Origin of the sequence: Amycolatopsis vancoresmycina (genome assembly GCF_000716785.1) — a bacterium.
In the GTDB taxonomy this organism is placed as follows: domain Bacteria; phylum Actinomycetota; class Actinomycetes; order Mycobacteriales; family Pseudonocardiaceae; genus Amycolatopsis; species Amycolatopsis vancoresmycina.
This window is the reverse complement of sequence record NZ_JNYY01000018.1, coordinates 101988-121887: the sequence shown is the minus strand read 5'-3', so window position 1 is coordinate 121887 and position 19900 is coordinate 101988. Positions and strand designations below refer to the sequence as shown.

Sequence of the window (19900 nt, the reverse complement as noted above, 5' to 3'; positions counted from 1 at the left end):
TCGATGGGCAAGGCACGATTGCGTCATGGACGTCTCGGCCGCGGAACGCGCGGTGACTTCGCGGCACCTGCGCCGGGTGTGGGGCCTGCCCGGCACGGTCCTCGGGCGCAGCCGCTGGCCGGCCGCCGTCGATCAGCGGCTGCACTGGCACTGGAACTACTGGTGGCAGGCCCACCTGCTGGACACCCTGGTCGACGCGCAGCTGCGAGCGCCTGCTTCCGGTCGGCTCGCCTTGATCCGGTCGTTCGTGCGTTCGGTGCGGCTGCGCAACTTCGGTCGCTGGACCAACGACTACTACGACGACATCGCGTGGCTCGGCCTTGCGCTGCAACGGGTCTCCACGCTCGGCATCGACGTCGGCCCGGCATTGGCGGCCATCGACACGCAGTTGCTGTCGGGCTGGACGTCGGCGGCGGGCGGCGGGATCTGGTGGCGCCGAGGCGACGACTTCAAGAACGCCCCGGCCAACGGCCCGGCGGCGATCTTCCACGCCCGGTCCGGCAATCTCGCCCGGGCCCGCGAGATGACTTCGTGGCTGACGTCCACTTTGGTCGATCCGGAGTCCGGTCTGGTCTGGGACGGGATCCGTGCGGACACGGGCGAGCTGGTGAAGCACATCTACACGTACTGCCAGGGGGTTTACCTCGGTGCGTGCCTGGAGTTGTCCTTAGTGGACGATGCTGCTCGGACGGTCCGTGCGGTGGCGGAGCACCTCGCGCCCGGCGGAGTGATCCGCGGCCAGGGCGGCGGCGACGGTGGCCTGTTCGCGGCGATCCTGGCCCGATACCTGGCCCTGGCGGCCCGTTCCCTCCCGGGCCGGGAAGCCGAGACGGCCCGCTCACTGGTCCTCGACTCCGCCGAGGCGTGCTGGTCAGGTGCGGCACCCGGCCTGGTGTTCAGCGCGTACTGGGACCGCCCGGCCCCCTGGCCCCTCCCGGAGGACGCCCCCGAGCGAGACCTGTCGGTCCAGGTCGGCGGCTGGATGCTCCTGGAGGCCGCCGCGAAGGTCTCGTGAGCCTCAGCAGCCGCAGGAGGCGCCGTGGAGGAATTTCGGGGTCAGCCAGACCGACTCCGGCGGGCGGTCCGGGTCGGCCATGCGGGACATCAGCAGCTGCACCGCCCGGCGGCCCAGGTCCGCGACCGGCTGGACCAGCGTGGTCACCGCCGGGCTCACCCGGCGCGCCCAGTCCATGTCGCCGTAGCCCACCACCGCCAGCTCCGAGCCGATCCGGATCCCGCGGCGGTGGGCCTCGTACTGGACGCCCACCAGCATCGACTCGTCCGCCACCACCAGGGCCGTCGGGGACGGCCAGCCGTCCAGGAGCTTGGCCGTCGCGCGGGTGGCGCCGCCCGAGTCCGAGAACCCGCACGCCACCAGCTCGTGGTTGAAGCGCAGGCCCGCCTGCTCCAGGCCGAGCCGGTAGCCGCGGACGCGCTCGCGGCTGACCTCCAGGCCCTCGTCGCCCGAGACCAGGCCGATCTTGCGGTGGCGGCGGGACGTCAGGTGCCGGACCAGCGACGCCACCGCGTGCACGTTCTCCGTACCCACCTGGTCGACGTCGTTGCGCGCGGCCACCCGGTCCACCAGCACCGTCGGCACGCCCATCCGGACCAGGCCGTTGACCACCGCTTCGCCGCCGGCCGAGGGGACCAGCAGCACGCCGTCCACCAGGTCCGCGCGCAGCTCGCGCACCACCGCGGCCTCTTCGCTCGCGGTGTCGCTGGTGTCGGCCAGTACGACGTCACACCCCGCCTGCGCCGCGGCCGCCCTGATCGCGCGCAGCAGCTCACCCGAGTACGGGTTCGCGTGCACACCCATCGCGACGCCGATCCGGTAGGTGACCGGGGGGTCCCACAACCGGAGCTCCGGCGAAAGTGCGGTCATAAGCCCTCGCAGACGCTCAGCCGCAAAGTATCCGCTGAACGGCCGCGCGGGAGTGTCAGGAACCCAGATTCACTGAAGTGAGTGAACCGGGGGACAGCCGCACGACTCACGGTGACGCAGGGTGGGGGCCAGCCGGACCGTTTCGGCCTTGCGCGCCGGGTCGTTGATCCGGGCCAGCAGCAGCCGCACCGCCTGCCGGCCGATCTCCTCGATCGGCTGCGCCATCGTCGTCAGCGGCGGGTCGACCAGGTCCGCCCACTCGACGTCGTCGTAGACCACCACCGGCAGGTCGCGCCCGATCCGCAGCCCGCGCCGCCGTGCTTCGTGCAGCACGCCGACCATCATGCTGTCGTTCCCGACCACCAGCGCCGTCGGCGGCTCGGGCAGCGCCAGCAGCGTGCTCAACGCCAGTGCGCCACCCTCGCGCGAGGAGTTTCCGCAGGCCACGAGCTCGGACGACCACGTGAGCCCGGACCGGCCCAGCCCCAGCCGGTAGCCGAGCACGCGCTCCTCGCTCGTCGACAGCCCGGGCACGCCGCTGATCATCCCGACCCGCCGGTGCCCGAGCGTCGCCAGGTGCGCGGTCAGCGCCGACGTCGCCTGGATGTTCTCCGAGCCGACCTGGTCGACGTCGGTGCGGGTGGACAGCCGGTCGATCAGCACCGTCGGCACGTCGAGGGACACGAGCTCGCCGATCACCGGGCCGTCGCCGGGGGCGGGGGTGATGAGCAGGCCGTCGACGCGACGGGAGCGCAGCGCCCGCACGGTGTCACGCTCGGTGTCCGCGCGGTCGTGGGTGTCGGCCAGCAGGACGGTGTAGCCGTGCGCCGACGCCTCCCGCTCGATCGCCTGCATCAGCGTCGCGAAGTACGGGTTGGCCACCAGCGAGATCGCCATCCCGATCGACCGCGTGCCGCCCGTGACCAGTGAGCGGGCGATCGCGTCGCCGGTGTAGCCGGTCGTCTCGATCGCCCGCAGCACGGCCGCCTTGGTGTCCTCGGCGACCGCGCGCGTTCCGTTCACGACGTGGGAGACGGTCGTGATCGAGACGCCGGCGAGCTCGGCGATGTCCCGCTGGGTCGGCCGCGATGATCTCGGCTGGGGCATACCAATCCTTCCCGGCAAGCGTTTGCGCAAACGCTTGCGTCCACGCAGCAGTCTGTCTACCTTCCGGTCCATCGGCAAGCCTCGAACCGAACAAAGGGTGGGAACCCATGAGACAGCGAAGTCTCACCGCGCTGACGCTGGCCGCCGTGCTCGCCGCGACGACCGGGTGCACGGTCGAACGCCACTGGGGTGGCAACACGAACACCGGCGGGAGCGGCAAGGCGAAGGTCGGCCTGGTCACCAAGACCGACACCAACCCCTACTTCGTGGAACTCCGCAACGCCGCGAGAGCCGCCGCGCAGGCCAACGGCGCCGACTTCAGCGCGCTCGCCGGCCAGTTCGACGGCGACAACGACGGCCAGGTCCGCGCCATCGAGAACCTCCGCCAGCAGGGCGCGAACACGATCCTGATCACGCCGAGCTCGTCCACCGGCGTGCTCAAGGCGATCAAGGACGCCCGCGACGCCGGGGTACTGGTCATCGCGCTCGACACGGCCACCGAACCGGCCGACGCGGTCGACGCCACCTTCGCCACCGACAACTTCGCGGCCGGCGAGCAGCAGGGCGCCTACGTCAAGGCCGCGCTCAAGGGCGTCCCGCCCAAGCTGCTGATGGTCGACGGGACCGCGGGCAGCACGGTCGACACCCAGCGCCACGGCGGCTTCCTCAAGGGCATCGGGCTGACCGACGGCTCGCCGGAGATCAAGGGCCACACCGCGGCCAACGGCGACCAGAGCCTCGCCCAGCAGGGCATGGAGAACCTGCTCCAGCGCAGCACCGACATCAACGCCGTCTACTCGATGAACGAGCCGATGGGCCGCGGCGCGTACGCGGCGCTCAAGGCCCGCGGGCTGACCGGCCAGATCGTGATGGGCTCGATCGACGGCGGCTGCGAAGGCGTCCAGAACGTCAAGAACGGCCAGTTCGCCGCCACCGTCATGCAGTTCCCGAAGAAGATGGCCGAGCAGGGGGTGCTCGCCGCCGTCGAGTACGCCAAGACCGGCAAGAAGCCGTCCGGGTTCGTGAACACCGGGTCCGCCGTGATCACCGACAAGCCCCTGCCCGGCATCGAGAGCCACGACTCCGCCTGGGGCCTGCAGAACTGCTGGGGAGGCAACAAATGACCACGGCAGTGGCAACCAAGGAACGTGAGTCGCTCGGCGAGTTCCTCCTCCGCGCCCCCGCGGTCGGCCCGGCGCTCGCGCTGGTCGTCGCGATCGTGGTGTTCTCGCTGGCCACGGACACGTTCTTCGACCTCGACAACCTGTCGACCGTGGTCCAGCAGTCCCTGGTCGTTGGGACGCTCGCGCTGGGCCAGACGCTCGTCATCCTGATCGCGGGCATCGACCTGTCCAACGCCGCATCGATGGTCGTCGCGACGCTGATCATGGCGAAGCTCGCCGCGGCCGGGACGAACGGGTTCGTCGCGCTGCTCGCCGGGGTCGTGCTGACGATCATCGTCGGCATCTTCATCGGCGGGCTCGCCACCCGGATCAAGCTGCCCGCGTTCATCATCACGCTCGGCACGTTCACCATGCTGACCGCGGTGTCGAAGCTGATCGCCGGCGGCCAGGCCGTGCCGGTGACCGACGGGCTGCTGCAGTGGCTCGGCACCAAGCGCTACCTCTTCGGCGGCATCCCGATCACCTACGGCATGACGCTGGCGCTGCTGATGTACCTCGGCATCTGGTACGCGCTCACGAAAACCGCGTGGGGCAAGCACGTCTACGCGGTCGGCAACGCGCCGGAGTCCGCGCGGCTGTCCGGCATCAAGGTCAACCGCACGGTGCTCTCGGTGTACATCGTGGCCGGGCTGACCTTCGGCATCGCCGCGTGGCAGGCGCTCGGCCGGACGCCGAACGCCGACCCGAACCAGTTCCAGCTGGGCAACCTCGACTCGATCACCGCCGTCGTCCTCGGCGGCACGAGCCTCTTCGGCGGCCGCGGTTCGGTGCTCGGGACGCTGATGGGCGCGCTGGTCGTGGCGGTGCTGCGGTCGGGCCTGACGCAGATGAACGTCGACGGCAACTACCAGGACCTCGCCACCGGCGCCCTGCTCATCGCCGCCGTCGTGGTGGACCGGATCGCGAGGAGGCAGCAGCAGTCATGACCGAACCGATCCTGCAGGCGCGTGGCCTGGTCAAGCGCTACGGCCGGGTGACCGCCATCGACGGCGCCGACTTCGACCTGCTGCCCGGCGAGGTGCTCGCCGTGGTCGGCGACAACGGCGCCGGGAAGTCCTCGCTCATCAAAGCGTTGTCCGGCGCGGTGATCCCGGACGAAGGCGAGATCAAAGTGGACGGCAAGACCGTCCACTTCAAGTCCCCTTTGGACGCTCGGCACTACGGCATCGAAACGGTGTACCAGGACCTCGCGGTCGCGCCCGCGCTCGACATCGCGTCGAACATGTTCCTGGGCCGGGAAAAGCGCCTCAAGGGACCGCTCGGGCTGTTCCGCAAGCTCGACACCGGCGCCATGCGGGCCGAGGCCCAGCGGATCCTCGACGAGCTGGGCATCAACATCAAGTCGATCAGCCAGCCCGTCGAGACGCTCTCCGGCGGTCAGCGCCAGGGTGTCGCGGTGGCCCGCGCGGCCGCGTTCGGCACCAAGGCCGTGATCATGGACGAACCCACCGCCGCGCTCGGTGTCGCCGAGTCCGGCAAGGTGCTCGACCTGATCGGCCGGATTCGCGACCGCGGCCTGCCGGTGGTGCTGATCAGCCACAACATGCCGCACGTGTTCGACATCGCCGACCGCATCCACGTGCACCGCCTCGGCAAGCGCGTCGCGGTCGTCTCGCCGAAGACGCATTCGATGAACCAGGTCGTCGGCCTGCTCACCGGGGCCCTGCGGCTCAACGAGAACGGCGAAGTGGAAGAAGCCGCCGCAGCGACCCATGTGGCCGGCTTGAAGTGAGGGTGCTGCTGGCGGGTTTGTGCACGGTGGACGTCGTCCAGCGGGTCGCCGAGCTGCCGGCGCCGGGCGAGAAGGTGCAGTCGCTGCAGGTGGACGTCGCCGCGGGTGGGCCCGCGGCGAACGCCGCGGTGACGGCGGCCGCGCTCGGCGCCGAGGCGACCCTGCTGACCGTCCTCGGTGCGCACCCGCTGGCCGCCCTCGCCCGCGCCGACCTCGAGGCCCACGGCGTCCGGGTCGCCGACCTCGATCCCGGCCGGACCGGGCCGCCGCCGGTCAGCGCGGCCGCCGTCCGGGACCGCGACGGCGAGCGCACGGTCGTCTCGCGCAACGCGGCCGGGTCGCAAGCCTCCTGGAGCGGCTCGGTCGACGCGGACGTGGTGCTCGTCGACGGCCACCACCCGAACCTCGCCCTGTCGGTCGCCCGCGCGGCCGGCGACGTCCCGGTCGTGCTCGACGCCGGCAGCTGGAAACCCGTGCTCGACGAGCTGCTGCCGCTGGTGGACATCGCCGCCTGCTCCGCGCACTTCGCCGCGCCGGAACCCGGCCTCCACCAGCGCGGCGTCCCGACCGTGATCACCACCGCGGGGCCGCGCCCGGTCCGCTGGTCCACTGCGGACGGCGGCTCGGGTGAGGTGCCTGTGCCCGCCGTCGAAGCGCGGGACACACTAGGGGCGGGCGACGTCTGGCACGGCGCGCTCGCCGTGGCCGTGGTGCGCGAACCGACGGTGCCGGACCGGATCCGCTTCGCCAACGAGGTGGCCGCCGAACGGGTGCGGCATGTGGGACCGCGGTCGTGGACGACCGCGATCGCAGGAAGGAACACGACATGACGGCGTTCGACGACTTGCTGGCCAGGGCCGAGGGCCTGACCGTGCGCGGGAAGCGCAACGTGCTCGGCATCATCGGCTCGCCCGCGTCCGGCAAGACCACGCTCGCCTGGGCGCTGGCCAACGCGCTCGGCTCGCGCGCGGCCGTGGTCGGTATGGACGGCTTCCACCTCGCGCAGGTCGAGCTGCGCCGGCTGGGCCGCACCGAGCGCAAGGGCGCCCCGGACACGTTCGACGCCGCGGGCTACTACCACCTGATCCGCCGCCTCGCCGAAGGCCGCGAAACGGTGTACGCGCCGGAGTTCCGCCGCGAGATCGAGGAGCCGATCGCCGGGGCGGTCGCGGTACCGCCCGAGGTCCAGCTCGTCATCACCGAGGGCAACTACCTGCTGCTGCCGGACGACCCGTGGAGCGCGATCCGGCCGCTGCTCACCGAGGCCTGGTTCCTCGCGCCGGACGAGCCCGAGCGGATCGAGCGGCTCGTGTCGCGCCACCGCCGGTACGGCCGTTCGCTGGTCGAGGCCCGGCAGCGCGCGCTCGGCTCGGACCAGCGCAACGCCGACCTCATCTCGCAGACGCGGGACCGCGCGGACCTGGTTCTGGAGAACCTGCCGCTGGCCAACTTCGCGATTTGACCCTGATCGTCACCGGCGGCAGCCGCGGGATCGGCGCGGCGATCTGCACGCTGGCCGCCACCCGCGGCCACGACGTCGTCGTCAACTACTCCGGCGACCCCGCGCCCGCGGAAGCCGTCGCCGAAGAGGTGCGCGCGCAGGGCCGTCAGGCGCTGGCCTTCCGCGCGGACGTCTCCGACGAAGACGACGTCCGCGCGCTGTTCGCCGCGGCCGCCGAGCTGGGGCCGGTGACCGCGCTGGTCAACAACGCGGCCATCGTCGGCAAGACCCCCGGCCGGCTCGAGGACTACGAGGTCGACGTCGTCCGGCGCACCCTCGACGTCAACGTCACCGGGGTGTTCCTGTGCTGCCGCGAGGCGGTCCGCCGGATGTCCACCCGCCACGGCGGCGACGGCGGCGCGATCGTCAACATCTCGTCGACGGCCGCGCGCACCGGCTCGGCCGGGGAGTGGGTGCACTACGCCGCGTCGAAGGCGGCTGTGGACACGCTGACCTTCGGGCTCGCGCAGGAGGTCGCCGGCGAGGGGATCCGCGTCAACGCGGTCCGGCCGGGCATGATCCACACCGGCCTGCACGCGGCCGCGGGCCTGCCGGACCGGATGGCGCGGTACGCACCGCAGATTCCGATGCGGCGGGCGGGGCAGCCGGCGGAAATCGCGGAAGCGGTGCTGTTCCTGCTTTCGGAAGCGTCGTCGTTCACGACGGGCGCCGTTCTCGACGTCGGCGGCGGCCGCTGATCCTTGTGAACCGGGATTTCCCGGCTTTCGTGTGGTGGGCGTTCCCACAACCGCGCGAAAGGTGAACACAATGCGCACGTTCGAGCTGCCCGATTCGGTGGTCGGGACGACAGTCGATCGGATACTGGGCAGGCAGCTGGTCCGGACCTGGGAGGACGACGGGATCTTCCAGGTCGCCGCCACCGCCGCGCAGGCCCGCATCACCGCCGAAGCGCTCGCCGCGAGCCGGCGGTTCTTCGCGAAATCCCTCCCGGAAAAGGCGGAGTTCGTCAGCGACCTCACCTACAGCGGATACATCGCTTCGGGTGAAGAGGTGACGGCGGGCGAAGCCGACTATTCCGAGATCTTCACGGTGTGCCCGGACATCCCGCTCACCGACATCCGCGTCACCGGCGGCTGGCCGTGCCACGGGCCGGTGCCGTGGCCGGACGAGGGCTACCGGACGGCGATGACGGCCCACCTGAAGGAGGTCGGGGCCATCGGCGAGAAGGTGCTGCAGCTCGTCGCCCTCGGGCTGGGCGCGGAAATCGACCGGCTGACCCGGCTCACCCGCGAAGGCTGGCACCACATGCGCGTGCTCCGGTTCCCCGCCCGGTCGGCGACCACCGAACGCGGGATCGGCGCGCACACCGACTACGGACTGCTCGTGATCGCCGCGCAGGACGACGTCGGCGGCCTCTACATCCGGCCACCGGTGGCCGGGGAGCACCGCAACCGCAACTGGCTGCCGGCGGAGAGCACGGCCGGGATGTACCAGGACGCCGAGCCGTGGCACTTCGTCGAGCCCGAGGCGGGGGTGTTCACCGTCTTCCCCGGCGACATCCTGCAGTTCCTCACCGGCGGCCGCCTCCTGTCGACGCCGCACAAGGTCCGGCTCGCGGACCGGGAGCGGTACACGCTGGCGTACTTCCACGAGCCGTCGTTCGGCGCCACCGTCCGGCCGCTGGCGGGCGGGGACGAGGCCATCCACTACGGGACGCACTTCACGAACATGTTCACGCGCTGTTACCCGGACCGGGTGACGACCCGGCGGATCGAGCGCGAAGGGCGCTTGGCCGTGCTGGATCGTATCCGTGACCCGAGGTGGCAGGGCGATCGCACTGAGTGGGTTCTGTCCGCCTGCTGAGACGGCCGGAGACGGCGAGATCACGATCGGACGGGGAACTTGGTCACTCGCGTTTTGGTGGTCGAACGCTGTGCAACTCTGGGAAGCCGCCACGCGAAAGGACGGCTTCGGAAGCCATGGCCAAACTCATGTCCGTGCACCACCTCGCGCTCACCGTGACCGACGTGGACCGCAGCGTGCCGTGGTACGTGCGCGTCCTCGACCTCGAGGAGGTCACCCGGCGCGAAGAGCCGGACACGGGACTGCGCAAGGTCGTGCTGCGCTCGGCCGGTGACGAGTTCTCGGTGGTGCTGGTGCAGCACGCGGACACCGGCAGGCGCGGGTTCGACGAGCGCCGGACCGGCCTGGACCACGTCGCGTTCCGCGTGCACTCGGCGGCCGAACTGGCCGAGTGGGAGAGCCGGCTGGCGGAGTTCGGCGTGTCCTACGTGCCGGTCGCGCCGTCACGGACGTTCGAAGGGTCGCGGGTGATCGTGTTCCGCGACCCGGACGGCATCCAGCTCGAGATCTGGACCGACCCGCAGCTCTGAGTCAGGTCCGCGCGTCGTCCGGCTGGTCCACCGGGCGGCGCATCTCCTGGCGGTAGCGCAGCACGCCGTAGCCCGTGCCGAACACGAAGAACGCGATGCTGATCCACAGCGCGGCCGTCTTCAGCCACGGCAGCGCGTCCAGCAGGCCGGCGCCGTAGTACCCGAGCAGCACCAGCGTCGGCACCCAGAGCAGGCCGCCGAGCGCGGTCGCCGCCATGAACCGGCGCGGGTCCATCCGGGCGGCGCCGGCGATCAGCGGGGCCAGCGTGCGGATCCACGGGATCCACCGGGCGGCCACGATCGCGAAGAAGCCCTTCCGGTCCAGGAACCGCTGCGCGCGCTCGAGGTTGTGCCGGTTCAGCACCTTGCCGTCGCGCCGCGCGATGAGCTTCGTCCCGCTGCCGCGGCCGATGTAGTACCCGATCTGGTTGCCGAGGACCGCGACGATCAGCGCGGCTCCCGACAGGAACCACGCGTTCGCGTCCGAACCGTGCTGCGCCAGCACCACGCCGGCCCCGAACAGCAGCGAATCACCGGGCAGGAACAGCCCGATGATCAGCGCGCACTCGACCAGCACGAAGCTCAGCACGATCACCCAGACGAGCAGCGGTCCGGCGGTGTCCAGCCAGCTCACGCCGACGCCCGCGGCCTCGGTGCTCACGACGTTCACCCCGCGAGCCTACGTGGCCCAGGTGAACGGTCCGCGGCGAACGGTCAAATCGCGCTCTCCGGGAGTTTCAGCTTTCACGAACGGTGAAGGCCCCCTCACCCAGCGGTGAGAGGGCCTTCCGGAGACGGGCTCAGAACTGCGGCAGCGTCTCGCCCTGCACCGCTTCGATGTCCAGCTCGACCTTCACGGTCGTGCCGACCGCCGCCACCCCGGCGCGGACCATCGCGTTGTAGTTGATCGCGAAGTCGTTCCGGTGCAGCGTCGTCTCGGCGTGGAACGCGACGCGCACGCCGCCCCACGGGTCGGGACCCCAGCCGCCGTAGGTCAGCTCGAGCTCGATCTCGCGGCGCTCGCCGTGCAGCGTCAGCTCGCCCAGCAGCGTCCACGAGTCCGCGCCGCGCTGGCGCAGCCCGGTGCTGGTGAAGGTGATGACCGGGTGCACGTCGACGTCGAGGAAGTCCGGCGAGCGCAGGTGGTCGTCGCGCATCTTGATGCCGGTTTCGATGCTCGCCGCCTTGATCTCGGCGTGCACCGACGACCGCTCGGCCGGGCGGCCGATCTCGATCCGGCCCGAGACGTCCGGGAACCGCGCCTTGATGCTCGCGATGCCCAGGTGCCGGGCGGTCGCGACCACCGACGAGTGGATCGGGTCGATCACCCACGGCCCGGCGGGCGGCAGCTCGATCGCCTCGGCGACCGGGGCCAGCACGACGTCGCCGAGCGAGCCGCTGCCGTCCGAGGCGATCTGGGCCGTCCGGGCGACCGGGGTGTACCCGGCCGCCGTGACGACGGCGGTGTAGACACCCGGGGCGAGGGCGTCGGTGACGACCTCGCCGCGGACGTCGGCCGCCTGCCGGGCGACCTGCCGCCCGGCCGGGTCGGTGACGGTGAGCACCGCGTGCTCCACCACCCAGCCCTCGGCCGTGCGCAGCGACGCGCGCAGGCCGGTCATGACCGGTCGACCAGCTCGTCGAGGGCCTGGTCGTAGCTCAGCCGGACGTCGTGGTCGGCTTCGCCGCCGGTGAGCTCCACCTGGCTGGTCGCCGGCGGGTAGCCGCTCGCGACCACGGTGTACGCCCCCGCGGGCAGGTCGCTGACCACGTACCGGCCTTCGCCGTCGGTCCGCGCGACCGCGGCCACGTTGCCTTCGGCGTCGAGCACGGTGATCCGCGCGTCCGGCACGATCCGGTCGCCCTCGGTCCGCGCGGTGCCGGACAGCAGCACCGAGCTGGCGAGCTCGACGTCGTGGCGCAGCACGCCGCTGTCGGGCACGGTGAGCGTCAGCGCGACGGGCCGGTAGCCCGCACCGCTGGCGACCAGGGTGTACGCCCCGGCGCCGACCCCGACGAAGGCGTAGGTGCCGTCGGTCGTCGTGATGAACGCGCCGTTCACCTCGCCGCGGCCGTCGGTCAGCGTCACCGTCACGTTCGGCAGCGGCTGCCCGGTGGCGGCCGCCTTCACCGTGCCGGTCAGCTCGCCGGACCCGGTGAGCGTGACGTCGACCGTGGCCGGCCCGTTGCTGATCACGACGCTGGACGCCTGCGGCTGGTGGCCGTGCGCGGACACGATGAGCACGTACGCGCCCGGGCCCTGGCTCGGCACCGAGTAGCTGCCGTCGGCGGACCCGGTGGCCCGCGCGACTTGGCGGCCGCGCTGGTCGATGAGGGTCAGCGCCGCGCCGGCGACGTGGCTGCCGTCCTGGCGCCGGACGTGGCCGGTCACCGGCAGGCCGCCCGCGCCGAGGGGCGTGTCGAGCTCGGACTCCGCGACGGAGTTCGTGATCGGCAGCGCGCCCGAAACGGCCTGGTAGTCGCCGTGCCCGTTGCTGCTCAGCGCGTGCCGCCCGCCGCCGACCAGTGCCGGCTCGCGGTCGACCGGCTTGACCGGCTCGACGATCTCGGTGGGCTCGTCGGCGTGGTCTTCGAGCAGCGCCTCGCCGCCCTCCATGGCCGCCGCGGCCGGGGCCGCGTTGGTCAGCGGGATCTCCTTCATGAACAGCAGCACCACGGTCGCCAGCAGGGCCACCGCGCCCGCGATGTAGAACACCGTGGTGATCGACTCGGTGAAGCCGATCAGCACCGGGGTCTTGATCGCCTCGGGCAGGCTCTGGATGCCGCTGGTGTTCTCCGACAGGCTGCCGATGCCCGCGCCGGCCCCGGCGGGCAGCTGCCCGCCGAACGCCTTGGTGATGTTGGGCAGCAGGGTGTTGAACAGGACCGTCAGGAAGATCGCGACACCGGCGGTACCACCGATCTGGCGGAAGAACGTCGCCGCCGCGGTCGAGACGCCCATGTCGCTGCGCGGGCCGGCGTTCTGCACCGCGATGATCAGCGTCTGCATGCACTGGCCGAGGCCGAGGCCGATGATGGCCGCCGCGACCAGCGGGTGCCACAGCGCCGAGTCGTACTTGACCTGGGCGAAGAAGAACGCGCCGCCGGCGATCAGGATGGTGCCGATGATCGGGAAGATCTTGTAGCGCCCGGTCTTCCCGGTGAGCCGGCCGGACACGATCGAGCTGAGCATGATGCCCGCCATCAGCGGCAGCATCAGCAGCCCCGATTCGGTCGGCGTGTAGCCCTGCACGACCTGCATGAACTGCGGGATCATCGTGATCGCGCCGAACATCGCGACACCGACGATGACACCGCCGATGATGGCCACGGTGAACGTCGAGTTCTTGAACAGCCGCAGCGGGATCAGCGCGGCGTCCTTCATCAGCCGCTCGACCACGATGAACGCGATCACGCCGACGCCGCCGACGACGTAGCAGAGGATGGCCTTCTGGTCGCCCCAGCCCCACTTCTGGCCCTGCTCGGCCACGATCAGGAACGGCACGACCGCGACGATCATCGTCAGCGCGCCCCACCAGTCGATCTTGTGCTTGTGCGGCGTGTGCGGCACGTTCAGCACCTTGGCCACGACGAACAGCGCGATGACGCCGATCGGGACGTTGATCAGGAAGACCCAGCGCCAGCCGTGCAGGCCGGCCAGGTTGTCGATGCCGGCGAAGAAGCCGCCCAGCACCGGGCCGAGCACGGTGGACAGGCCGAACACGGCCAGGATGTAGCCCTGGTACTTGGCTCGCTCACGCGGCGGCACGATGTCGCCGAGGATGGTCATGGCCAGCGACATCAGACCGCCGGCGCCGAGGCCCTGCACCGCGCGGAACGCGGCCAGCTGGTACATCGACGTCGCGAAGGTCGAGGCGAGCGAACCGGCGACGAAGATGCCGATCGCGGTCAGGTAGAACGGCTTGCGGCCGTAGATGTCGGACAGCTTGCCGTAGATCGGCGTGACGATCGTCGAGGTGATCAGGTACGCCGTGGTCGCCCACGCCTGCAGGTCGAAGCCGTGCAGGTCGTTGGCGATCTTGACGATCGAGGTACCCACGATCGTCTGGTCGAGCGCGGCGAGGAACATGCCGCACATCAGGCCGCTCAGGATCGTGACGATCTGGCGGTGGCTCAGCCGTGGCGGTTGTCCCGCCTCGGCCGGTGCCGTTTCGGTGGTGGTGCTCATGCGTTGGCCCCCTTGGCCGGTGCACCGGCGGACGCGTGCGCGTCGGCCAGCTGTGGAGAGTGGTTCTCGATACCTGTGTTCAGCCGGGCGAAGAGGCGGTTCAGGGTCTGGATTTCCCCGTCGGTCCAGTCCCCGAGCACTTCGGCCAGCCACTGGTTGCGCTGCTTGCGGTTCTCTTCGAACACCCGCATGCCCTCGGTCGTCGGTGCGAGCAGGCAGGCCCGGCCGTCTTCCGGGTCGGCCTGGCGCTCGACCAGTCCGTGCTGGACGAGCGAGCTCGACTGCCTGCTGATCGTCGAGATCTCCGAGTGGAGCGACTCGGCGAGCCGGCTGGTGCGCTGCGGGCCCTCGTGGATGAGGGTGAAGAGGATCGCGTACGCCGCCCGTTCGATGCCGTCCGGACCTTGCTTGGCGACCTGCGACTTCGCCTTGTTGATCAGCCGGACCAGGCGGACGAGCTCGTGCCCGAGCTGGTCGGCGAGGTCCAGTTCGGCCGTGGGCCGGGTGGCGGAGCTGGTGGGTGCCATGGTGATCCTTCACGGCGTTGGTTGGCGGCTGCAACTAGTTGCCTGAGGCAAGGATGTGCCTTAAACAGCCGTTCTGCAAGCGGAGTACCTCGTGATGTGGCACAACACACTTTAGTTGCCGTATGCAAGCAGATTTCGCCGGCCTCCCTTCGGAACAAAGCCGGCGGGCGCCGGTTTCAAGGGGTATGACCGACGACACAGCGTTTAAGGATTTCCTCGCGGCACGCCGCCACGGCGTCCTGGCCACGATCCGCCGCGACGGCCGGCCGCAGCTGTCGACCATCACCCACCTGTACGACCCGGAGGCGAACACGATCACGGCGTCGATCACCGAGACCCGGGCCAAGGCGAAGAACATGCGCCGCGACCCGCGGGTGACGTACCACGTGGGCAGCGAGGACGGCTGGAGCTACGTCGTCGCCGAGGGGCGCGCTTCGCTCACCGCGCCCGCCGCGGCGCCCGACGACGACACCGTCGAAGCCCTCGTCGACTATTACCGGCGGGCGGCGGGCGAGCACCCGGACTGGGCCGAATACCGGGAGGCGATGGTCGCCGACCAGCGGGTGGTGCTGACCATCCACATCGAGAAGCTCCTGGGTCTGGTCCGCTGACGGCTGCTCCGTTCCGGCCGGATTCGAAACTAAATTTCCGCACTGCGGACTGTGCGGGCTTACGATGAGGCCATGAGCAACGAAGCTTTGGTCACCCGGCTCCGCGACCTGCTCGGCAAGAGCGCCGTGCTCACCGACACCGACGTCACCGCCTCCTACGCCCGCGACATGATGCCGCTGGCGCCGTCGGGCACGCCGCTCGCCGTGGTGCTGCCCGCGAACGCCGCGGAGGTGCAGGCGGTCGTCAAGGCGTGCGCCGAGGCCAAGGTGCCGATCGTGCCGCGCGGGGCGGGCAGCGGCCTGTCCGGCGCGGCCAATGCCATCGACGGCTGCGTCACGCTGTCGCTGACCAAGCTGAACGAGATCGTCGAGATCGACCCGGGCAACCGGCTCGCGGTCGTCCAGCCGGGCGTGGTCAACCTGGACTTCCGCACCGAGGTGGAGAAGCACGGGCTGTTCTACCCGCCGGACCCGTCGAGCTACGACTGGTGCACGATCGGCGGCAACTTGTCGACCAACGCCGGCGGCCTCTGCTGCGTGAAGTACGGCGTGACGACGGATTCGGTGCTCGGCCTGGAGGTCGTCCTGGCCGACGGGTCGTTGCTGAAGACGGGCCGCCGCACGGTCAAGGGCGTCGCGGGCTACGACCTGGCCCGGTTGTTCGTGGGCAGCGAGGGCACGCTCGGGGTGATCACGCAGGCAACGGTCCAGCTCAAGCCGCTGCCGCAGGCGCCGGCGACGCTGGTGGCGGGCTTCTCGACGACCGAGGCCGCGGGTGAGGCCGTGGCCCGCGTCGTCCGGGAAGGGCTGGTGCCGTCGCTGCTGGAGATCATGGACGCGTCCTCGATCAAGGCGGCCGAGGCGTACCTGAAGACGGACCTCGGCGCGGGTTCGGACTGCCAGGCGCTGCTGCTGGGCCAGTCGGACGCGGGCGGCGAGGTCGCGCGCCGCGAGCTGGCGGCCCTGGAGCAGATCTGCGTCGACTGCGGCGCGGACCTGGCGTACACGACGGAGGACCTGGAGGAGGGCCGCATGCTGCTGCAGGCCCGCCGGGTGGTCCTGACGGCGCTGGAGACGTACGGGCTGTGGCTGACCGACGACGTGTGCGTCCCGCGGACGAGGATCGCGGAGCTGATCCGCGGCTGCGAGAAGATCAGCGCCGAGGTGGGCCTGCGCATCGCGGTGGTGGGCCACGCGGGCGACGGCAACATGCACCCGACGATCGTCTACCAGCCCGACGACCCGGACGAGTTCGAGCGGGCGCAGCGGGCGTTCGACGAGATCCTGGAGGTCGGGCTGGCACTGGGCGGCACGGTGACGGGCGAGCACGGGGTCGGGAAGATCAAGCGCGAGTGGCTGGCCCGGGAGATCGGGCCGGTGGGGATGCGGGTGCACCGGCAGATCAAGCAGGCGCTGGACCCGGAGAACCTGTTCAACCCGGGCTCGATGTTCTCGATGACCTGAGCCGTCGGCAGGGGTCCCCGCCCGGGGGACCCCTGTTTTCACGTTACCGCGGGGGTCCGACAGTTTCGGCCGCAGCGCACGAAGGTCGCCGGAGCGCACGAAGGTCGCGAATGACTCATTCGGGACCTCCGATGTCCCGAATGAGTCATTCGCGACATCGGGGGTGGCGCCCGGGGGCTGGGCCGGACCTCAGTCCTTGATGCGCGGGATCCGCTGCGTGACCTCGGGGTCGGTCTCCGCGACCGCCTTCTTCTCGCGACGCGACTTCAGGTACTCCAGCCCGATCGGGACCACCGACACCAGCACGATCAGCACGAAGATCGCGTCGACGTTGTCCTTGATGAACGAGATGTTGCCCAGCAGGGAGCCCAGGATCGTGATGCCCGCGGCCCACAGGATGCCGCCGATCACCGTGTACGTGAAGTAGCGCTTCGGGTCCATGCGGCCGATGCCCGCGATCCACGTGATGAAGGTGCGGACGAACGGGACGAACCGGGCCAGCACCACCGCCTTCGGACCGTGCTTCTCCAGGAACTCGTGCGTCTTGTCGACGTACTCCTTCTTGAAGAACTTCGAGTCCGGCCGGTTGAACAGCTTCGGCCCGGCGAAGTACCCGAGGTAGTAGCCCACCACGTTGCCGAGCAGCGCGGCGACCGTCACCAGGACGCAGACCAGCCACAACGGCGCGTTCAGGGTGCCGTTCGCGATGAACAGGCCCGCCGTGAACAGCAGGGAGTCACCGGGCAGCACCGGGAAGATGCTGCTCTCGATGAAGATGATCAGGCACAGCACCGCGATGACCGGCGTCGTCAGGCCGCTCAGCAGGTGCTGCGGGTCCAGCCATGACGGCAGCAGCGACATCGTGTTGACCGTGCTCTGGGCGAGAATCACCCCAAAAACGGTACAGGGTCACCCTGAGTCGTTACTGAGACCCGGTCAGACCAGCGTCAGCAGGCCCACCACGGACCCCGCGGCGAGGCCCAGCAGCACCGCCAGCAGCAGGATCCAGTACGCGGGCAGCTGCGCCGAGGTGCGCACCGGCTCCGGTGGGCGCGGGGCGAACGCCGTCGGTGCCTCCGCGTCCAGGGCCGCGCGCTCGCGCTCCAGTGAGTCCGCGCTCGCGCCCGAGAGCAGCCCGTACGCCGACGGGAGCTCGTTGATCGCGCTGGTCGGGACGGCTTCGGTGGTCGGTTCGGGCTCGCGAGCCGGGGAGGCCGAAGGGGCGAAGACCGCTTGGGCGCGAAGGGCGTCCGCCAGCAACTGCTCGGGGTCCTTCGGCTCGCTCATCTCCGCCCGTCTCTGTCCAATGGGGGATGCCCCCACACCCCCGCCGGGGCTCCGCCCCGGAGCCCCGTCCGCTCGCAACGAAACCTACGTGCTCAAGGTAGCCGTTCCCACCTCGGCGACCCATTCTCCCCGGCGCAGCACCTTCGCCGGCCGCAGGTCCTGGTCGAGGACCACGATGTCGGCCTGGTAGCCGGAGCACAGCATCCCGGTGCGGTCGGCGATGCCGAGCAGCTCCGCGGGCCGTTGCGACGTCGCGTGCACCGCGTCGAGGATGCCGAGTTTCGCACCCCCGACCAGATTGCGGAAGGCGGTGTCCATCGTCAGGGTGCTGCCGGCCAGCGAGCCGTTGTCCGCCAGCGTCGCGACGCCGTCGTGGACGTCTACCTCGAGCCGGCCCAGCGTGTAGCGGCCGTCCGCCGCGTCCGTGGCCGACATCGCGTCCGTGATCAGGACCGTGCGGTTGCGGCCCGCGTGCTTCGCCGCCAGCCGCACCACCGTCGGGTGCAGGTGGACCAGGTCGCAGATGAGCTCGATGGTGATGCGCTCGTCGTCGAGCAGCGCGCCGATCGGGCCCGGTTCGCGGTGGTGCAGCGGCCGCATGCCGTTGAACAGGTGGGTCGCGACCGTCGCGCCCGCGTCGATCGCCGGCAGCAGCTGCTCCTCGACGCCGTCGGTGTGCCCGATGGCCGCGATGACGCCGGACTCGGCCAGCTGCCGGACCGCCTTGACGCCGCCGTGCAGCTCGGGGGCGATGGTCACCATCCGGATCGCGCCCTGGCCCGCGCGCAGCAGCTTCTCGACCGTGCCGGTGTCCGGTTCGAGCAGCGTCTCCGGGTCGTGCGCGCCGCAGCGGGCCTTGGAGATGAACGGCCCCTCCAGGTGGATGCCCGCGACCTCGCCGTCCTGGACGAGCTCGCGCAGCGCGGCGACCTGGTCGCGCAGGATGTCCACCGGGTCGGAGACCAGGCTGGCGAGCATGGTGGTGGTGCCGTGACGGCGGTGCGCTCGCACCGCCGTCAGGAGTTCCTCGGGATCGAGGGAGGTGAACGAAGCACCTCCCCCGCCGTGGCAGTGGGTGTCGATGAACCCGGGCACGACGAGTGCCCCGCCGACGTCGACGTGTTCGCCCGACGGCGGGGTCCCGGAACCCACGCCGGCGATCCGCCCGTCGGAGACGGCCACCCAGCCGTCGTCGAGTAAACGGTCCGGGGTTGCCACCCGGCCGCCCATGATCACGAAATCTCCGGCGCCTCTCACGCCCCCCAGCATATATTGGTCTGGACCAAGCATGGTGATACGACTCAGTGATCGGAATGGTCCACCCGGGTCACTGTGGGGTCTGCATGGCCTTCTGGAGTGCCTCGAGCGCCCGGCTGGCGGTCGATTTAACGGTACCCTTGGAAATGCCTGCGGCCTCAGAGATCTCGGCCTCGCTCAGCCCGCCGTAGTACCGCAGCACCAGCACTTCGCGCTGGCGGGGCGGCAGCTTGGACAGCGCGCTGACCACCGCCTGGTGCTCGCTGGAGAGCATCGCGAGGCTCTCCGCGGACCGCGCGTTGACCGCGTGCGGCGGCACGTACTCGCGGGCGGTCTTGCGGCGGCGCAGCACGCTGCGCGACCCGTTGACCACCGCGGTGCGCAGGTAGCCGACCGCGGCCGCCGCGTCCCGGAGCCTGCCCCAGTTGCGGTGCAGGCCGGTGAAGGCCTCCTGGACGACGTCTTCCGCCGTCGCGGGCTCGTCGACCAGCAGAATCGCCAGCCGGACCAGCCGCATGCGGTGCTGGCGGTAGAGGTCTTCGAGGGTCAGTGGCGCGGCGGTCTGCGCCGGGGCCGGACCGTCCATGACCCGCAGGTGGCCGAGGGTCGCCTCGACGCTGCGTTCCGCATTGCCCTCGAGCATGAACCCCTGCCTGTTCTCGACCCCGGTTTGCACGGTGTGCCGCGTCAGCAGGTTCACGGTATTCACAGCGCTCACACAGGTACTGACGCACGCCCAGCCTATCGGGTTCAGATGCCGGTGCCACAGATCGGCCGCTGGTACGGAACTGTGACGCGGGTA

The 19900-nt window shown here is 70.7% G+C and carries 21 protein-coding genes; 11 read left to right on the top strand and 10 right to left on the bottom strand.

Features of this window, described 5'->3' with window-relative positions:
• Positions 1-25 precede the first annotated feature (25 nt).
• The gene (locus OO60_RS34840; protein ID WP_004561763.1) at positions 26-1015 is read left to right on the top strand and encodes a glycoside hydrolase family 76 protein; all 990 of its coding nucleotides are present in this window, start codon (positions 26-28) and stop codon (positions 1013-1015) included.
• A 3-nt stretch (positions 1016-1018) separates the two neighbouring features.
• Here OO60_RS34840 and OO60_RS34835 read toward each other — a convergent pair whose 3' ends face one another.
• Together OO60_RS34835 and OO60_RS34830 are read right to left on the bottom strand one after the other, a co-directional pair.
• Positions 1019-1885 (bottom strand): LacI family DNA-binding transcriptional regulator, encoded by an 867-nt coding sequence (locus OO60_RS34835; RefSeq protein WP_004561764.1) that lies wholly within the window; start codon positions 1883-1885, stop codon positions 1019-1021.
• A 69-nt stretch (positions 1886-1954) separates the two neighbouring features.
• Entirely contained in the window at positions 1955-2992 is a 1038-nt protein-coding gene (locus OO60_RS34830) for a LacI family DNA-binding transcriptional regulator (protein ID WP_004561765.1), read from the bottom strand.
• Between the two features lie 107 nt (positions 2993-3099).
• On the opposite strand from OO60_RS34830, the gene OO60_RS34825 reads away from it, so the two are divergent.
• The 8 genes from OO60_RS34825 (at position 3100) to OO60_RS34790 (ending at position 9763) form a co-directional block, all read left to right on the top strand.
• Complete coding sequence (locus tag OO60_RS34825) at positions 3100-4116, top strand: substrate-binding domain-containing protein (RefSeq protein ID WP_004561766.1); 1017 nt, start codon at positions 3100-3102, stop codon at positions 4114-4116.
• Positions 4113-5102, top strand: coding sequence for an ABC transporter permease (locus OO60_RS34820; RefSeq protein ID WP_033262941.1), 990 nt, complete (start codon positions 4113-4115; stop codon positions 5100-5102). The genes OO60_RS34825 and OO60_RS34820 overlap by 4 nt, the downstream gene beginning before the upstream one ends.
• A complete protein-coding gene (locus OO60_RS34815) occupies positions 5099-5908 on the top strand; it encodes an ATP-binding cassette domain-containing protein (protein WP_004561768.1) in 810 nt (269 codons plus the stop codon). Before OO60_RS34820 ends, OO60_RS34815 begins: the two co-directional genes overlap by 4 nt.
• A 2-nt stretch (positions 5909-5910) precedes the next feature.
• Positions 5911-6738 (top strand): PfkB family carbohydrate kinase, encoded by an 828-nt coding sequence (locus OO60_RS34810; RefSeq protein ID WP_081911296.1) that lies wholly within the window; start codon positions 5911-5913, stop codon positions 6736-6738.
• The gene (locus OO60_RS34805) at positions 6735-7370 is read left to right on the top strand and encodes a nucleoside/nucleotide kinase family protein (RefSeq protein ID WP_003091744.1); all 636 of its coding nucleotides are present in this window, start codon (positions 6735-6737) and stop codon (positions 7368-7370) included. Before OO60_RS34810 ends, OO60_RS34805 begins: the two co-directional genes overlap by 4 nt.
• On the top strand, positions 7367-8107 hold the full coding sequence (locus OO60_RS34800; RefSeq protein WP_003091747.1) for an SDR family oxidoreductase: 741 nt from the start codon (positions 7367-7369) through the stop codon (positions 8105-8107). The genes OO60_RS34805 and OO60_RS34800 overlap by 4 nt, the downstream gene beginning before the upstream one ends.
• Positions 8108-8177: 70 nt before the next feature.
• On the top strand, positions 8178-9233 hold the full coding sequence (locus tag OO60_RS34795) for a 2OG-Fe(II) oxygenase family protein (protein ID WP_003091748.1): 1056 nt from the start codon (positions 8178-8180) through the stop codon (positions 9231-9233).
• Between the two features lie 116 nt (positions 9234-9349).
• Positions 9350-9763: a VOC family protein gene (locus tag OO60_RS34790; protein WP_003091750.1), complete on the top strand. Its 414-nt coding sequence runs from the start codon at positions 9350-9352 to the stop codon at positions 9761-9763.
• 1 nt (position 9764) lies between these two features.
• Here OO60_RS34790 and OO60_RS34785 read toward each other — a convergent pair whose 3' ends face one another.
• The 4 genes from OO60_RS34785 to OO60_RS34770 all read right to left on the bottom strand — a co-directional run bounded on the left by OO60_RS34785 (position 9765) and on the right by OO60_RS34770 (position 14479).
• Positions 9765-10433 carry a DedA family protein gene (locus tag OO60_RS34785; RefSeq protein ID WP_003091752.1) on the bottom strand — a complete coding sequence of 223 codons (669 nt, stop codon included), beginning with the start codon at positions 10431-10433 and terminating at the stop codon, positions 9765-9767.
• Positions 10434-10563: 130 nt separating this feature from the next.
• Positions 10564-11385, bottom strand: coding sequence for a YceI family protein (locus OO60_RS34780; RefSeq protein WP_003091754.1), 822 nt, complete (start codon positions 11383-11385; stop codon positions 10564-10566).
• On the bottom strand, positions 11382-13952 hold the full coding sequence (locus OO60_RS34775) for an MFS transporter (protein ID WP_003091755.1): 2571 nt from the start codon (positions 13950-13952) through the stop codon (positions 11382-11384). The genes OO60_RS34780 and OO60_RS34775 overlap by 4 nt, the downstream gene beginning before the upstream one ends.
• Positions 13949-14479, bottom strand: coding sequence for a MarR family winged helix-turn-helix transcriptional regulator (locus OO60_RS34770; RefSeq protein ID WP_003091757.1), 531 nt, complete (start codon positions 14477-14479; stop codon positions 13949-13951). The genes OO60_RS34775 and OO60_RS34770 overlap by 4 nt, the downstream gene beginning before the upstream one ends.
• 185 nt (positions 14480-14664) lie before the next feature.
• Between OO60_RS34770 and OO60_RS34765 the strand changes: the two genes are divergently transcribed.
• Together OO60_RS34765 and OO60_RS34760 are read left to right on the top strand one after the other, a co-directional pair.
• Positions 14665-15090, top strand: a complete 426-nt coding sequence (locus tag OO60_RS34765; RefSeq protein WP_003091759.1) for a PPOX class F420-dependent oxidoreductase — start codon at positions 14665-14667, stop codon at positions 15088-15090.
• Positions 15091-15162: 72 nt separating this feature from the next.
• Positions 15163-16554, top strand: coding sequence for an FAD-binding oxidoreductase (locus OO60_RS34760; RefSeq protein WP_003091764.1), 1392 nt, complete (start codon positions 15163-15165; stop codon positions 16552-16554).
• A gap of 189 nt (positions 16555-16743) precedes the next feature.
• On the opposite strand, the gene OO60_RS34755 is transcribed toward OO60_RS34760, so the two are convergent.
• From OO60_RS34755 to OO60_RS34740, 4 genes are all read right to left on the bottom strand, one after another.
• Entirely contained in the window at positions 16744-17445 is a 702-nt protein-coding gene (locus OO60_RS34755; protein ID WP_033262939.1) for a DedA family protein, read from the bottom strand.
• Positions 17446-17490: 45 nt separating this feature from the next.
• On the bottom strand, positions 17491-17841 hold the full coding sequence (locus OO60_RS34750) for a hypothetical protein (RefSeq protein WP_003091767.1): 351 nt from the start codon (positions 17839-17841) through the stop codon (positions 17491-17493).
• Positions 17842-17925: 84 nt separating this feature from the next.
• Positions 17926-19077 carry an N-acetylglucosamine-6-phosphate deacetylase gene (gene nagA, locus OO60_RS34745; protein WP_033262938.1) on the bottom strand — a complete coding sequence of 384 codons (1152 nt, stop codon included), beginning with the start codon at positions 19075-19077 and terminating at the stop codon, positions 17926-17928.
• 91 nt (positions 19078-19168) lie between these two features.
• Positions 19169-19741, bottom strand: coding sequence for a SigE family RNA polymerase sigma factor (locus OO60_RS34740; RefSeq protein WP_033262965.1), 573 nt, complete (start codon positions 19739-19741; stop codon positions 19169-19171).
• Positions 19742-19900 lie beyond the last annotated feature (159 nt).

Coding starts and splice junctions, on each gene's coding strand:
- OO60_RS34840 (WP_004561763.1), top strand. CDS start 26: ATGGACGTCTCGGCCGCGGAACGCGCGGTGACTTCGCGGCACCTGCGC.
- OO60_RS34835 (WP_004561764.1), bottom strand. CDS start 1,885: ATGACCGCACTTTCGCCGGAGCTCCGGTTGTGGGACCCCCCGGTCACC.
- OO60_RS34830 (WP_004561765.1), bottom strand. CDS start 2,992: ATGCCCCAGCCGAGATCATCGCGGCCGACCCAGCGGGACATCGCCGAG.
- OO60_RS34825 (WP_004561766.1), top strand. CDS start 3,100: ATGAGACAGCGAAGTCTCACCGCGCTGACGCTGGCCGCCGTGCTCGCC.
- OO60_RS34820 (WP_033262941.1), top strand. CDS start 4,113: ATGACCACGGCAGTGGCAACCAAGGAACGTGAGTCGCTCGGCGAGTTC.
- OO60_RS34815 (WP_004561768.1), top strand. CDS start 5,099: ATGACCGAACCGATCCTGCAGGCGCGTGGCCTGGTCAAGCGCTACGGC.
- OO60_RS34805 (WP_003091744.1), top strand. CDS start 6,735: ATGACGGCGTTCGACGACTTGCTGGCCAGGGCCGAGGGCCTGACCGTG.
- OO60_RS34795 (WP_003091748.1), top strand. CDS start 8,178: ATGCGCACGTTCGAGCTGCCCGATTCGGTGGTCGGGACGACAGTCGAT.
- OO60_RS34790 (WP_003091750.1), top strand. CDS start 9,350: ATGGCCAAACTCATGTCCGTGCACCACCTCGCGCTCACCGTGACCGAC.
- OO60_RS34780 (WP_003091754.1), bottom strand. CDS start 11,385: ATGACCGGCCTGCGCGCGTCGCTGCGCACGGCCGAGGGCTGGGTGGTG.
- OO60_RS34775 (WP_003091755.1), bottom strand. CDS start 13,952: ATGAGCACCACCACCGAAACGGCACCGGCCGAGGCGGGACAACCGCCA.
- OO60_RS34770 (WP_003091757.1), bottom strand. CDS start 14,479: ATGGCACCCACCAGCTCCGCCACCCGGCCCACGGCCGAACTGGACCTC.
- OO60_RS34765 (WP_003091759.1), top strand. CDS start 14,665: ATGACCGACGACACAGCGTTTAAGGATTTCCTCGCGGCACGCCGCCAC.
- OO60_RS34760 (WP_003091764.1), top strand. CDS start 15,163: ATGAGCAACGAAGCTTTGGTCACCCGGCTCCGCGACCTGCTCGGCAAG.
- OO60_RS34750 (WP_003091767.1), bottom strand. CDS start 17,841: ATGAGCGAGCCGAAGGACCCCGAGCAGTTGCTGGCGGACGCCCTTCGC.
- OO60_RS34740 (WP_033262965.1), bottom strand. CDS start 19,741: ATGCTCGAGGGCAATGCGGAACGCAGCGTCGAGGCGACCCTCGGCCAC.